The sequence below is a fragment of the Flavobacterium sp. Flavsp81 genome (genome assembly GCF_059491325.1).
In genome coordinates, this window is sequence record NZ_CP168505.1 from 859,318 (window position 1) to 873,578 (window position 14,261).

Annotated in this window: 10 protein-coding genes; 1 reads left to right on the forward strand and 9 read right to left on the reverse strand. The window is 43.0% G+C overall.

The annotated features are described in order from the left end of the window. Window positions 1–62: 62 nt before the first annotated feature. The gene (locus ACEN92_RS03710) at window positions 63–2,231 is read right to left on the reverse strand and encodes a TonB-dependent receptor (RefSeq protein WP_495641028.1); all 2,169 of its coding nucleotides are present in this window, start codon (window positions 2,229–2,231) and stop codon (window positions 63–65) included. A gap of 634 nt (window positions 2,232–2,865) precedes the next feature. Between ACEN92_RS03710 and ACEN92_RS03715 the strand changes: the two genes are divergently transcribed. Beyond that, the gene (locus ACEN92_RS03715) at window positions 2,866–4,887 is read left to right on the forward strand and encodes a heavy metal translocating P-type ATPase (RefSeq protein ID WP_495641029.1); all 2,022 of its coding nucleotides are present in this window, start codon (window positions 2,866–2,868) and stop codon (window positions 4,885–4,887) included. Between the two features lie 85 nt (window positions 4,888–4,972). Here ACEN92_RS03715 and ACEN92_RS03720 read toward each other — a convergent pair whose 3' ends face one another. The 8 genes from ACEN92_RS03720 to dinB form a co-directional block, all read right to left on the reverse strand. Continuing rightward, window positions 4,973–5,308, reverse strand: a complete 336-nt coding sequence (locus ACEN92_RS03720) for a four-helix bundle copper-binding protein (protein ID WP_495641030.1) — start codon at window positions 5,306–5,308, stop codon at window positions 4,973–4,975. 621 nt (window positions 5,309–5,929) lie between these two features. Beyond that, entirely contained in the window at window positions 5,930–8,302 is a 2,373-nt protein-coding gene (locus tag ACEN92_RS03725) for an ATP-dependent helicase (protein ID WP_495641031.1), read from the reverse strand. A 153-nt stretch (window positions 8,303–8,455) separates the two neighbouring features. After that, complete coding sequence (locus ACEN92_RS03730; protein ID WP_495641032.1) at window positions 8,456–8,680, reverse strand: hypothetical protein; 225 nt, start codon at window positions 8,678–8,680, stop codon at window positions 8,456–8,458. Continuing rightward, entirely contained in the window at window positions 8,667–8,873 is a 207-nt protein-coding gene (locus ACEN92_RS03735; protein ID WP_495641033.1) for a DUF2188 domain-containing protein, read from the reverse strand. Before ACEN92_RS03735 ends, ACEN92_RS03730 begins: the two co-directional genes overlap by 14 nt. Before the next feature lie 4 nt (window positions 8,874–8,877). Then, window positions 8,878–9,069: a DUF3606 domain-containing protein gene (locus ACEN92_RS03740; RefSeq protein ID WP_495641034.1), complete on the reverse strand. Its 192-nt coding sequence runs from the start codon at window positions 9,067–9,069 to the stop codon at window positions 8,878–8,880. Between the two features lie 121 nt (window positions 9,070–9,190). After that, complete coding sequence (locus ACEN92_RS03745) at window positions 9,191–9,805, reverse strand: alpha-ketoglutarate-dependent dioxygenase AlkB family protein (RefSeq protein ID WP_495641035.1); 615 nt, start codon at window positions 9,803–9,805, stop codon at window positions 9,191–9,193. A 12-nt stretch (window positions 9,806–9,817) separates the two neighbouring features. After that, complete coding sequence (locus tag ACEN92_RS03750; RefSeq protein ID WP_495641036.1) at window positions 9,818–12,922, reverse strand: DNA polymerase III subunit alpha; 3,105 nt, start codon at window positions 12,920–12,922, stop codon at window positions 9,818–9,820. An 11-nt stretch (window positions 12,923–12,933) separates the two neighbouring features. Beyond that, window positions 12,934–14,121, reverse strand: coding sequence for a DNA polymerase IV (gene dinB, locus ACEN92_RS03755; RefSeq protein ID WP_495641037.1), 1,188 nt, complete (start codon window positions 14,119–14,121; stop codon window positions 12,934–12,936). Window positions 14,122–14,261 lie beyond the last annotated feature (140 nt).

A 14,261-nucleotide genomic window follows, 5' to 3' on the forward strand; every position in this document is an offset into this window, starting at 1 on the left:
GAATTTGTCATTCGACAGCTCCTAAGATAAATGTCATCCTTAAGCACCTATTTGGCGTTTTTTTACATTTTTATTTTAATCCCTGCATTTATTACAAAGCCATCTAATGGGGCATAAATATCTTTAAAAACAGGGTTTGAAATAGGTCCGGTATAAATACTTCCAAATTTAGTTTGTCTGGTATCGGTAAAGTTTTCAAAGTTCGCATAAACAGAGAAGTTCTCCCATAATTTTTCAACCATAAAGCCGAAAATCCAATATTCTCTTCCCGTTGTTCCGTCATTTAGTTGTTGAGGACTGTAGTAATACGCTTCCAGTCCTGCTTTCCATTTATCTTCCACTTCATACATCAGGACGTTATTTAGTCTATGTTTGGCAGTTAAGGGATTTTCGGATTTGATGCCATTATTATCTATTGACGCATCAGTATAGGTATAACCCACAAAAAGCTTGAAATCTTTATATCCCAATTTTACATTGGTTTCAGCTCCCTTGGTATCCAGAAAACCATCAACGTTTACGAACTGGTAAAGATCATTAGGGATCGAAGTTAAGATCAGGGGATGGTCTACATTGGTATAAAAGAACAGCTGATTTAGTGATAAGGATAGGTCTTCGGTAATATTGGTTTTGTAATTCACATCAAAATTAACGCCGTAACTTTTTTCAAGTTTGTTAAAATCACTATTAATAGGCAATACATTCTGATACTGGATGCGTTCGCTTTCTTCAGTAAATATCGTTGGGGTTTTATATCCCAGGCCTCCGCCAAGCCTTGAAGTAAGCTTGGGACTAAGCTTGAATAAAGCAGAAATTCTCGGCAAAAGCGAAAAACCGTAATCCATAACATAATCACCTCTCAGACCCGTCTCAATATCCAGCCATTCTTTAGCTTTTACCGTATTTTGAACAAATGCCCCGTATGTTATCTGGTTATAATCCCTTGAAGGAAAAGTTGTAGCGCTGTTTTCCGTAAATTTATCAGTATATAGATTGGCTCCGGTCACCCATTCGGATATCTCACCATTGCGCGCATATGTAATTTCAGAAAAAGTACTGCTCTGAAGACCATCAAAAGTATAGTCCGGAATAGTTATAATGCGACTAAAATTATTGAAGCTATTTTTGAATGTCAGGGATTCCTTGTCATTGAACTTATGTGTAAGGGTAAACTGGGTGCTTATTCTCTGTGTTTTATTTTTTTCAAAATAACTGTCAGGATATTGGCTTTGGTCCTTAATATAATCAATGTTTCCTCCAATACGATTTTCAAAAACCGTATTTATGCCAAAATTCAGTTTTGTGTTTTCATTAAAATAAACAAACAGTTTTGGATTAAAATTAAAACGTTCAAACTTTGGAATAGCAGTAAGCTGAATATCAGCAGGATCATATGGTGCATTGCGGTCATGGGAGGCAAATACAGTCAATCCAATTTTATCGAACCGCTGTGAATAAAAACCATTAATATCAAGGCCAAGGGCGGATGTTCCATTTAATAAAAAACGTAATTCCCTTTCCTCGGTCGGGGTTTTAGAAATCAGGTTTACCAAACCTGCTATTGCCCCGCCGCCATAAAGGGTAGAGGCAGAGCCTTTAATGATTTCCACTTGTTTTAAATCCAGCGGCGGTGTCTGCAGTAATCCCAGTCCGCTGGAAGCCCCGGAGTAAACAGGGAAACCATCTTTTAATATCTGGGTATACCTGCCGTCTAATCCCTGAATTCTAATGGATGAATTCCCTGAAGTTGCCGATGTCTGCTGGGTCTGTATACCGGTGCTTTCATTAAGCATCATTCGGATATCCCCTGGTTTCATGTTGGCTTTTTCTTCGAGTTCTTCTCCTGCAATAAATTCCACCCGGGTAGGGATGTTGCTTATCGTTCGTGTACCTCGGGTAGAAGTGACAATGATCTCATCCATTTCTTCTGCCTCGCTTTCCAGTGAAATTTCTAAAAGTTCTTTATCGAAAGGTATGGTAAAGGATACGGTCTGCGATTTATAACCATCCATAGAAAAAGAGATATTATAAACTCCCTGCTGAAGATTTTCGAAAGTAACCAGTCCTTCGGAATCTGATACTGATGCTAAATTAATTTGCTCAACTTTAGCAGTTATTCCTTTAAGGGGCTCACTTGTTTGGGCATCTTTAATAAGTACTTTAACTGTATTCTGTGCTTGTGTAGTGCCAATAGTTGCTATTGCTACAAATAATAAAATATATTTAAACATTTATAATTTCTTAATATTAATACATAAATAGGTTCATGATCTGACAATCATGAAAGTAAAATTATTTTAAGTATTAAATTTTGGGTGGCTGCCAAATTTTACAAAAGAAAGATGAATCAACGACCTTATTGTAGCATACAGGCTGAAGTATTTCTTTTGGTGTAAAAACTACTTTTTCTGAAATTAATATTGAAGTTTGTGTAATGGTAAAGCCTGCGCAACTTCCGCAAGAATAAAAAGGCGAACATTTTCCATTACAATCGTTCCCACAATCATGTGATTGCTTTTTGCAATTTTTCTCTACATTACATTCTGAATGTTTCGAATATGCACAGCAAGGTACTGTTGAAAGAAACAGTACAACAATAGATAATAATGTTACCCAGATTTTCACATCGCAAATTTAAAGATAATATTGGCAGTAGCATTTTTTTATTGAACATTTTCTTAAAATTGCAGTTAATTTTTTTTTAGAAAGGATAACGTTATAAATATATAATCGTAATTTGATACATAAATATTTCTATAATAAGCAATAGGAGTTACGATTCTTCTGCAGTAAGGCGAGAGGGAGCATAAACATAATAAAAACAAACATTCCATAATTAAAATTTTGAATTTAAAAATAGACACTATGGCACATGAGCACAAATACGATGTAAACGGCAAACAGCTTTGCTGCACGCTCGAAGAAAAAATCAATGCACAAACTAATAAAACCAGCGGGTGCCGTTGCAATGACCGGGAGCAGCATCGTGATGATGAGGGGCACGAAGATGAGCAGAATGCTGGACAAAGTACCTTTAAAATGTTTCTGCCGGCTATAATTTCATTTATTCTGCTGCTTATCGGCATTGGTTTGGATAATTATTTCCCCCAAAGCTGGTTTACAAAATTTGTAAGGCTAGCCTGGTATATCGCCGCTTACCTTCCTGTTGGGATCCCGGTTTTGAAAGAAGCATTTGAAAGCATTACCAAAGGGGAAGTCTTTTCGGAATTTTTACTCATGTGTATTGCCACAATTGGGGCTTTTGCAATTGGTGAATATCCCGAAGGTGTTGCCGTTATGCTTTTTTATACCATCGGGGAAGTATTTCAGAGCCTGGCGGTCAGCCGTGCAAAATCCAATATTAAAAGCCTGCTGGACCAGCGTCCCGATGAAGTAAATATTATAGACAATAATTTCGTTCAAACCATAAAAGCATCTGGGGTAAGCATTGGTTCTGTAATACAGCTTAAAGCCGGTGAAAAATTGGGACTGGATGGGGAGTTACTATCCGATACCGCTTCCTTTAATACTGCTGCCCTTACCGGGGAGAGCAAACCCGATACCAAAGTAAAAGGCGAAACGGTTCTGGCAGGGATGATAAACGGAAATACCATTGCACAAGTAAAAGTAACTACTGCCTATAATGACAGCAAGCTTTCGAAAATCCTGGAAATGGTTCAGAATGCCACAACACAAAAAGCGCCAACGGAGCTGTTCATAAGGAAGTTTGCAAAAATCTATACCCCGATAGTGGTTTTTCTGGCCCTGGCTATTTGTTTGCTGCCTTACTTTTTTGTCGATAATTATGATTTTAACGACTGGCTGTACAGGGCATTGGTTTTTCTGGTAATATCATGTCCGTGCGCATTAGTTATAAGCATACCTCTTGGTTATTTTGGCGGAATAGGCGCGGCGAGCAAAAACGGAATATTATTCAAAGGAAGTAACTTTTTGGATAGTATAGCCAACATCCAAAATGTGGTAATGGACAAGACAGGCACAATGACCGAAGGGGTTTTCAAAGTTCAGGATGTCGTGATTTCAGAGCAGTTTGACAAAGAAGAAATCCTTAAAATGGTCAATGCCCTGGAAAGCCAGAGTACCCATCCGGTTGCTACGGCCATTCATGATCACGTTGGTGAAATTGATTCGTCACTAAAGCTGGATAAGGTAGAGGAAATCTCAGGTCATGGATTAAAGGCTGAAATTGATGGAAAAGAACTTCATGTAGGTAATTTCAAACTCTTGGATAAGTTTGGAATTCAATATGATATTGACCCAAATTCCATAGTATATACGCTGATTGCCATAGCATATGACAAAAAATTTGCAGGTTATCTCACCATTGCCGATACCATCAAGGAAGATGCGCAGCTTACGATTGACAAACTAAAATCAATGGGAGTCAAGACAACCATGCTAAGTGGAGATAAAACAAATGTTGTCCAGTTTGTTGCCGATAAACTTGGCATTGCGAGTGCCTTTGGGGATTTACTCCCTGAGGACAAGGTAAATAAGGTCAATGAAATCAAAGCTAAAAACCAAACAGTGGCCTTTGTTGGTGACGGGGTCAATGATGCTCCGGTGGTGGCATTAAGTACCGTGGGTATAGCGATGGGGGGACTCGGCAGTGATGCCACAATCGAAACCGCTGATGTGGTCATTCAGGATGACAGGCCAAGCAAGATTCCAATGGCCATCAATATAGGAAAACAGACCAGAAAAATTGTCTGGCAAAATATTATACTGGCATTTGCTGTAAAGGCAATCGTCCTTATCCTTGGCGCGGGAGGCCTTGCCACTATGTGGGAAGCGGTATTTGCCGATGTCGGGGTTGCACTCCTGGCGATATTAAATGCGGTAAGGATTCAAAAAATGAAGTTCTGATTGCACTAACATATCATTTCCGGGCTGAGACAGTATATTTTAAAAACCGCACATCTGTGCGGTTTTTGTTTAATAGCGTATAGTATTAGCTTGCCATAGCCGCACAAGCTTCCGCACAGTTGCGGCACGCCTTGGCGCATTCCCTGCAATGATCCATGCCCATTGCGGCATGTTTTTCACATTCCTCGGCACAGGCCCTACAGATTTTAGCGCATTCAGCGCATAAATGAGAGGCATGTTCCCCCCCGATACTCATCAGGTTTGCAGCCGCTACGCATACCACAGAACATTGCCTGTCGAGCTCGATGCATCTTAAAAGCATTTTGATATCCTCTTCTTTGAGACATTCCGTTGCGCACTGGTTACATGCTATTGCACAGGCCAGACAGGCATCAATGCAATTTTTAAACTTCTGATCCATAATTTTTCGTTTTATTGTTTTTGTTGAAAGTATAATCTATAATCTCTGTTTGTTTTGCTACACATGGGTTGATTTTCTACTGTGTTTCATTAAGGTCGTACCGGTATTATTTCAAAATTCCATAATACCCTATTGCAGGCTATAATGCGCGGGTTTGCTTTAATTAACAGATATAATGGGCATGGATGGTCTATTATAATGGGCATGGATGGTCTATAAAAATAGGCGCAATAATCGACTTTTACTTATAAAATTTACCATAAGTTTTACATTATTATATAACTATCTTTCCTTTGCCTGACGAACTGAAAGTTCGAAAGCAGCTTGACGGCAGGCAGCAGTCCACTAGTAAGTAGAGAGATATTGCAAGGATGTGAATTAATCGGGGTATTAAGAATTATGTAAGTCGAGAGAAATCATTAACATTAATCTTGGATAATTCTGTTTTTTAGGAGCTATTCCCGCTATACGTTCCAATCTTTTGTGCCGAAACCCGGCGCAGAAGGATTTCCACTGCTATCGGGGCTAGGGCTCCTGAGGAGCCCTGTTTTGTCAGTATACCTATAACCGGCGCAGCTGGGCATAGCTTAAAGGAATAAGTTATCGATAGAAATTTTACTTTTAGAACTTCCACCATTTTTTATTCTTGTCAGAAGTGTCACTGTCGTTTTCAGTGTATTCTTTAGGTGGGACTGCCTTTTCATTTTCAGGCAATGGCTCAGAAAAAGGATCTGACCCAGCATTGTCATCTTTGTCAAAGGGATTTTCCTGAGAGTTTAAATGAGATTGTAAATCAACGGCAGAATCTGCAGCACCATTCTCATTGGACTGTGAAGTGGAATCGGCGTCTATTTTTTTCAGAAAGCGGAAATTGAAGTCGATCGGCTTTTCCTTGCCAATTTCAAAAAAGTCGATTGTATATTGGTTTTTATCCAGGTTGACCGCCTTTACTCTCCCTTTTTTAAATACCTCATGCAGCACCAAATCACCGACGCCAAAAAGCTCGTTGTTTTCTGCATTTGAATTTCTAAAGGGTACTTTAGAGGCCTGCAGGATTTCAGGGCTTAGCTTGCCTTTACGGATATAAAACTCCTCGCTGATTTCAAAGAGAAAACGTGATGGGTATTTATTGAGCCCTGTGGTAAAATTATAGCCTTCCGAATCGGTGATATAAAATCTTTTCTCGGCTCTTGTGACCGCTACATAAGTAAGCCTTCTTTCTTCCTCAATGGCGCGGCTTCTTCTTTCTTTGATCGATAATGCGCTTGGCAGAACACCTTCTGTAAAACCGCAAAGGAAAACATACGGAAATTCCAGTCCTTTTGAAATGTGGATGGTCATCAGTTTTACCTTATCCTGGTTTTCATTATGGGTATCCAAATCGGTGTACAGCGCAATTTCCTGCAGGTACTCTTCCACGTTGACAGGCTCTTTGTTTTCTTTTTCAAGCAGCAGCATGGAACTCACCAGCTCCTTGATGTTTTCGAGTCGGTCCTCATCACCGTCTTTGCGATATAATTCAGCCAGTCCGCTTCTTTCCAGTATCTCTTTGACCAGGTCCGATATGGATTTTGTTTGGGCAAACACTTTTAGCTCGGCTATCAAATCCAGAAATTCAGTAGCACCTTTTTTAGCCAATTCCTTATCGGAGATGTTTTTTTCAAGCGCACTCAGCAGGGAAAGGTTTTGCTCGCGTCCCAGATAGCTCAGGCGTTCTATAAACTTCTTGCCAAGGCCTCGGGAAGGATGATTGAACATCCGGAGGAATGAAATATTGTCCCCCGTTACAATAAGCCTTAACAGCGATAAAACATCCTTGATTTCCTTTCTCTCAAAGAATTTAACGCCTCCAAAAATGGTATAGGGAATATTTTCCTTGATCAGGGACTGCTCTATATTTCTGGAGATATGATTGGCACGGTACAGTATGGTAATATCGGAATACTTTGCCTTTTCGGTTTTAAGGATTTCCTTGATTTCAGAGGCTACCCAAAGGGATTCCTCAAAATCATTTTTGCCGTGAAAATGGACCACTTCAACTCCTTCGGGCTTTTCGGTAACCATATCCTTGTCGACCCTTATTTTGTTGTTTTTAATAATGTGGTTCCCGACTTTCAGGATGTTGGGCGTAGAGCGGTAGTTCTGGTTCATGATGATCGTTTCGCAATTTGGAAAGATCTTGTCAAAATCCACCAGGTATTCGGGTTTGGCCCCGCGCCACTCGTAAATGGTCTGGTCAGGATCGCCCACCACAAATAAATTCTGATGAATGCGCGAGAGCATTTCAACAAGCTCAAACTGGCTGTCGGAGCTGTCCTGCGCCTCATCAACCTGTATGTAATGGATGTTTTGCTGCCACTTTACAAGCACGTCGTTAAAAGTATTTAAAATGTATACCGTGAAATGTATCAGGTCGTCGAAATCCAGGGCATAATTCCGCTTCTGCTTATCCAGATATTTATGAAACACTTTAAGCGATAAAGTGTCGGTTTTTTCGTCCTCAAAACTTTTATTGTCCAGAATGTAGCTTAAATAGTCAGAGGTGCCTTTTGATTTGGAAATGAACTGCAGGACCTGTTTGAAAGTCAGGTTTTTGGAGTTGATGTCCAGCTCGTTAAAGACTTCGCGAAGGATCGTCTTCTGGTCTTCCGCATCGAGTATGATGAAATTTTTGGGATACTGGATTTTGTTTATTTCCTCGCGGAGAAAACGCACGCAAAAACCGTGATAGGTGGTAATAAGGCTCACATCATAGGTATCGCCTATGAGCATCTTTACCCTTTTTTTCATTTCCTGGGCCGCCTTATTGGTAAAGGTCACACAGAGAATATTGGAGGAGTTTATTCCAAGCCTGTCCACAATATAGGCAAACCTGGAGGTAAGGGCTTTTGTTTTTCCTGATCCGGCCCCGGCAATCACGCGCACATACCCTTCGGTGGTTTTTACCGCCTGAAGCTGTTTTTGGTTTAGGTTCTCTAAAATCGGATCGGTCATTTTGTTTTGTAGGGTTTAAAAGATATTGCTGGTATTTTTGGATCGTACCGGACGTATCTAAATTGTCGGATAAAATCAAAAATCCTGAAAAGAATTTACCATAAAATTAGTAAATTCTTTTCAAGATCTTCGGGTGCATATAATACATCACTGTTAAATATCAGACAGCTTGGAAGGATCGGTGGCCTCGGCAATGCTTTTTCCCTCAGGATTGTTTTTTTTGTTTGCATCATCCAGGTCATCCTCCTCGTAGTCATTCAGGCGGCCGGCTTCTCCAGTTCCTGCTCCGGGCTGCATGCTTCCCGAACCACTGTAGGCACTGTTGGCATTTTCGTTTGTATTTTCCTGGTCCTGCTGTGTGTTTTTATTCGTTTCCATGATTTTCAGTTTTATGGGTTTTCTCCTTATGGTTTTTGAGTAGCTCGCGGGCCTGTTTAAGACCGGTAGCGATGGCAACTCCTTCTTCCGCGCCGTCCTGAAGCAGGGCATTGGCGATCTCGACAGCCTTTTCCCGGAGTTCTGCGGGCTGGTTTTTATAAGATGGGGGATAGTCCCCGTTGTACCACGGCATGATCTTAATTGTTTTCTGCCAGATAATCCCTGACGTCATCCACTCTGGTGCCTGCGGCCCTCACGGCACTTTTTAATGTTTCTGTCGGCACATTGAACTTTTCAGACCAGTACTGCACCTCGTATGATTCATTGATATTAATCTGCGAATCATCTGCTTTTCCTGTTTTTGATTTATCATCCATGATTTTTTGCATTTAATAGTTTATCTAAAGTTACCATAACGGTGCAGGGATCCTGTTACAGGAAAAACGCTGATTTTTATAGGATTGCAATGATTAGCAGAGATAATTCATTTGAAAACGAGATCAGTTCGGGTTATCTCACCTGACGAAAAGTAAGGTTGATCCTGGGCAGCACTTCCCGCGCTGTTTTGGGCACCTGATGTTCCCAATAGGTATTGGTATGTCCGGCCATCAGCAGAATGGTTCCATGGTGTAGCGGTATTTCAATCTGGGGGATGTGTTTTAGGGTTTTATGGCGAAGACGAAAAAGGCGTGTTTCGCCAAAGGTTACAGAGGCGATGTTCATGTCCTTGTTGGTGCTGGTGGTTTTATCGCTGTGCCAGCCCACACCGTCAGTGCCATCCCTGTAGAGATTAAGCAGCACGGCATTGAATTCAATACCGGTATGCTGCTCAACGCGTTCCCTGATCTGGAGCAGTGCTGCGGGCCAGTCGGGATTTGACTTGCGCTCGGCCCTTCTTGTCTCGCCATACCACGAAATCATTCTGGGGGCAGTAACGACCTTGTCGTACATCGGCATTTCGTATTCCCTCCACTGGGTGGTATGGTATAGAAAGTTATAGTAATAATCGGATTCTTCCTTACTGAAAAAATTATCAATCAGCATCAGGTCCGCATCAGGGACGTCAAAGGTTCTTTGGCCGCCTTTGCCTGATGAAAAAATTTCGGTATCATCAAATAGCATCATCTTCTCTGGATTTTAATTTATACTCATTATATGGTCCTTCGGGTCTATGAAAGGCATGCCTTCGGTACTCATTTTGAGCCTTGGCAGGTTAATTTCATGCTCCTGCGGATAAGGCTGGCGGTCGGTCATTGAGATATCCTCGCGCAGCTGCTCGTGCGCTGTGAACTGCCGCTCATCAGAGTTCGAATACCTCGGATCAGCAATAAAAGGCATCTTGGACATTTGGGTTACCGTTATGGTAGGGAAGTGGTAATCCACCTCCACATTCCCCCGCAGCAGGTAACAGCCGCCGCCCTGAAAAGGATATTCTTTGAGGCTTCCCGTGAAATGCGCCGTATCAAACAGCTCGCCCTGGGCGTCAATCCAGGTGCCGAAAAACATGGCGCCCATCTTGGTGGGAACATGCTTTCTTGAAATTAGGTAGGCCAGCATCCGCACCGACTTTTTATGATGCTTCAGAAGGTCTTTGGCCATTACATCGCCCCGGAACTTGGTTTTCAAAAGATCAAAAGGGGAGAAGGAAACCGGGAAGCCCAAAAGCTCAATTTCGTCAAAGGCATCCTCAAATTCAGAACGCGCCAGCTCGGGAAGTACAAATTCCCTGACGGGCTCCTGAATGAGCAAAAGGCCGCGGTTCTCGGGCCTGAAATTGACAAGGATCAGCCGGGCGGTGACCAGCAGCTGGTTTTTTGTTTTTCCAGTGAACCGGAAAGCGCCGATAAAAATCAGGATCTGCAGGGTCTCGATTCCAATGGGGATGCGGTTGATAAAATCTTCGAGCGAGCCGTACGGGCCATTTTTTTCCCGCTCGGACTGGATCAGCCGGGCGGTCTGCTCATCCAGGCTTTTCAGGTGCATAAAACCCAGATATACATCGGAGCCGTACAGCGTGGTTTCCAGCTCGCTTTTATTCACGCACGGATTGTGAATACAGGCCCCTGACATCCTTGCCTCATGCACATAGACCTCTGTCCTGTAAAAGCCGCCCTGGTTGTTGATGACCGCTACCATAAATTCGATGGGATAGTGCACTTTCAGGTAGAGGCTCTGATAGCTCTCCACGGCATACGATGCCGAGTGGGCCTTGCAAAACGAGTAACCGGCAAAGGATTCGATCTGGCGGTAAATTTCCTCGCTGAGTTTCTCCGGATGTCCCTGCGCTTTACACGAGGCAAAGAAATTATCTTTCACCTTTTGGAGCGCCTGCTTCGAGCGGCCTTTGCCTGACATGGCACGGCGCAGGATATCACCGTCTGCTGCTGGAAGCCCCCCGTAATGCAGGGCGATTTTGATCACATCCTCCTGATAGACCATAATCCCGTACGTTTCCCCTAGCTGCTCCTGGAACACGGGATGGAAATATTCGAACTTATCGGGATGGTTGTGCCTGAAAATATATTCCTTCATCATGCCGCTTTGGGCAACACCGGGGCGTATGATGGAGGAGGCTGCTACCAGGGTTTTATAATTGTTGCATTTCAGGCGGCGCAATAATCCCCTCATGGCCGGGCTTTCAATGTAAAAGCAGCCAATGGTTTTGCCTATTCCTAAAAATTCATTGCAGCTGGCCTCGTTTTTTGAAATCAAGGTATCACGGATATTCAGGCGGATACCGCGGTTTTTCTCAATAAGCTTCACGCTGTCATCAATATGGCCTATGCCGCGCTGGCTCAGGATGTCAAACTTTTCAAGGCCGATATCCTCGGCAATATGCATATCAAAAAGCGCAATGGGAAAACCTTTTGGGGGCATCTCCAGGGGCGTGTAATTGGTGATGGGCTCCTCGGAGATCAGGATCCCGCAGGAATGCATGCTTCGCTGGTTGGGATATTTCTCCAGAAGCATACCGTACTGCTGTACCTCGCGGACCACCTTGTTTGTCGGGTGCAGCTCCATCGGGTTTTTGGTCAGGATATCGAGTTCTTCCTTGGGAAGCCCAAATACTTTGCCCACTTCGCGAAATATGGATTTGTACTTGAATTCTACGTTTGTGCCGCAAAAAGCCACATGCTCATAGCCATAACGCGAGAAAATGTATTCCAGGATCGTGTCGCGCTCCTTCCAGGACCAGTCAATATCAAAATCCGGCGGGCTTTTGCGGTTCAGGTTCAGAAATCTTTCAAAATACAAATCCAGTTCCAGCGGACAGATATCCGTTATCCCTAAGCAATAGGCGATAATACTGTTGGCGCCGCTGCCGCGCCCTATATGCAGGAAGCCCTGCGAGTTGCTGAACCGGATGATATCCCAGGTAATTAAAAAGTAACCGCTGAATTCCAGTTGGTCAATTACTTTAAGTTCCTTGAACATGCGGGTTTTGGCTTGGGCATTGTTTTTGCCATAGCGCCATTCCAGGCCTTTTTTGGCCAGTGTGGTGAGAAGGTTGATATCGTCTTTGCGGCTGTTGGTATAAAATTTCTTGTTTTTTGGCGTTTTGAAATCAAATTCAAAATGGCATCCGCTGATGATTTTCTCCGTATTGGCTATAATTCCGGGATATTGGGCATAACAGGAAAAGATCCGCTGAACATCCACCATCACTTCTGAACTGCGGCAGTAATCTGAAGGTTTAAGTTTGGATAAGATAACATTCAGGTCAATGGCCCGAAGCACCTTGTGCAGTTCATATTCCTTTGTGGTACGGAAGGTTACCGGCTGGAGTATGACCATTTTGTCCTGCCTGTTTTTCCAGTCAGAAAGGACGAGTTTGGGCAGTTCTTCGGGACGGATGCCGATATATTCATTTTCCTTTAGCAGATCCGGTGCATTCTCCAATGGATAAATCACAAAAACATCCGAAAAATCAGGGGCATCAAGGGGCAGGGAGGCTCTTTCAAAGTTATGGCGGGTCAGAAAACGGTTCATCTCAGCTAGACCCGATGTATTTTTGGCAAGGCCAATGTAGCGCAGCTCATTTTCGGACCGAAATTCCATTCCCACAATAGGCTTGATTCCCACCTCCTGGCATCCCTTTATAAAATCATAGATCCCGGTCACCGTATTAACATCAGTAAGCGCCATGGCCTTCACACCACACGCGACAGCACGGCTGATCAATTCCATCAGTGGAATGGTGCCGTAACGCAGGGAGTGAAAAGAATGACAATTGAGATACATCTGTGGTGAGTTTATTTATCAGATTTGCGTTTTAAAATTTCATTTTTGTTGTTGGGCTTAAACGATGCCCCGGCGCAGCGCATCACAGCGTCAAAGCCATACCTGGTCTTCATGCGGTCCATGGCCTGATAAAGCGCGAGCATTTCCTGGGTATCTTCAAAAATATCAATCTGGTAGGTACCTCGGACCAGCCCGCTGAAGGTTATCCCAATAAGACGGATTCGCATGCGTCGCTGGTATAGTTTGTCAAACAAAGCAATGGCGGTCTGGGTCAGGATGTGATCGGCAGATGTATACTGCACTTTGCACTGTTTGGGTTCTGTATCAAAATTCGCATACCGGATTTTAACGCTTACCGTAGAGGCCAGCCATCCTTCAGAGCGCAGCTGGTAGGCAAGTTTCTCGACCATGCCCAACAGTATTCTTTTTATCATCGCGATATCGATGGTATCCTGAGGGAAAGTCTCCTGGGTAGAAATGGATTTTCTATCCCTGTGAGGCTCCACGGGATTGTTATCTATTCCATTGGCTTTCTTCCATATCTCTAAACCGTTTTTGCCAATCATTTTCTGCAGGGCTTCTGCTGGCATTTTGGAAAGCGTTTCAATTTTTCTGATTCCGATCCTGGAGAGCAGTTGGAAGGTTTTGTCGCCCACCATGGGTATTTTCTGAACCGAAAGGGGATTCAAAAAAGGCTGTACCAGATGCTGGGGTATTTCCAGGTTCTGCTTCTGCTTTCCTTCGCCGGTGCCGATTTTCGATACGGTCTTATTAATTGAAAGGGCAAAGGTGAGGGGCAGGCCGGTTTCTTTTGTGATGATCTGCGCAAGCTCGTCTGTCCATTTGTAGCTGCCATGGAACTTGTCCATGCCGGTGATGTCCAAGTAAAATTCATCGATGCTTGCTTTTTCCACAACGGGCGCTTTTTCCTGAATGATCTCGGTGATGTCATGGGAGAGCTTGGAGTATAATTCCATGTCGCCTTTCATGATTTTGGCCTGAGGGCAGAGCTTCATAGCCATGTGAATGGGCATGGCCGAGCGTACCCCAAAACGGCGGGCCTCATAGGAACACGATGCCACAACACCTCTTTCACCGCCGCCGATTATAAGTGGTATTCCGTTTAATTCGGAATTTGTCAGTCTTTCGCAGGACACGAAAAACGTATTCATATCGATGTGCACAATTGACCTTTCCATCCTCTTTTGCATTTTATACCAATCAAAATTAGTACAGTTAGTAACATTATTTAAAGATATTATGTTCTAATTTATAACAAATTTTCTTAGGCAATATATTCGCACAACGTAAACATGCTGAAACATTGAAAATTTAATAG

What these genes read in the sequence shown, in the direction of transcription:
- ACEN92_RS03720 (WP_495641030.1), bottom strand. Translation starts at nt 5,308, where the DNA reads ATGGATCAGAAGTTTAAAAATTGCATTGATGCCTGTCTGGCCTGTGCA.
- ACEN92_RS03715 (WP_495641029.1), top strand. Translation starts at nt 2,866, where the DNA reads ATGGCACATGAGCACAAATACGATGTAAACGGCAAACAGCTTTGCTGC.
- ACEN92_RS03745 (WP_495641035.1), bottom strand. Translation starts at nt 9,805, where the DNA reads ATGATGCTATTTGATGATACCGAAATTTTTTCATCAGGCAAAGGCGGC.
- ACEN92_RS03735 (WP_495641033.1), bottom strand. Translation starts at nt 8,873, where the DNA reads ATGCCGTGGTACAACGGGGACTATCCCCCATCTTATAAAAACCAGCCC.
- ACEN92_RS03730 (WP_495641032.1), bottom strand. Translation starts at nt 8,680, where the DNA reads ATGGAAACGAATAAAAACACACAGCAGGACCAGGAAAATACAAACGAA.
- ACEN92_RS03740 (WP_495641034.1), bottom strand. Translation starts at nt 9,069, where the DNA reads ATGCAAAAAATCATGGATGATAAATCAAAAACAGGAAAAGCAGATGAT.
- ACEN92_RS03725 (WP_495641031.1), bottom strand. Translation starts at nt 8,302, where the DNA reads ATGACCGATCCGATTTTAGAGAACCTAAACCAAAAACAGCTTCAGGCG.
- ACEN92_RS03750 (WP_495641036.1), bottom strand. Translation starts at nt 12,922, where the DNA reads ATGTATCTCAATTGTCATTCTTTTCACTCCCTGCGTTACGGCACCATT.
- dinB (WP_495641037.1), bottom strand. Translation starts at nt 14,121, where the DNA reads ATGGAAAGGTCAATTGTGCACATCGATATGAATACGTTTTTCGTGTCC.
- ACEN92_RS03710 (WP_495641028.1), bottom strand. Translation starts at nt 2,231, where the DNA reads ATGTTTAAATATATTTTATTATTTGTAGCAATAGCAACTATTGGCACT.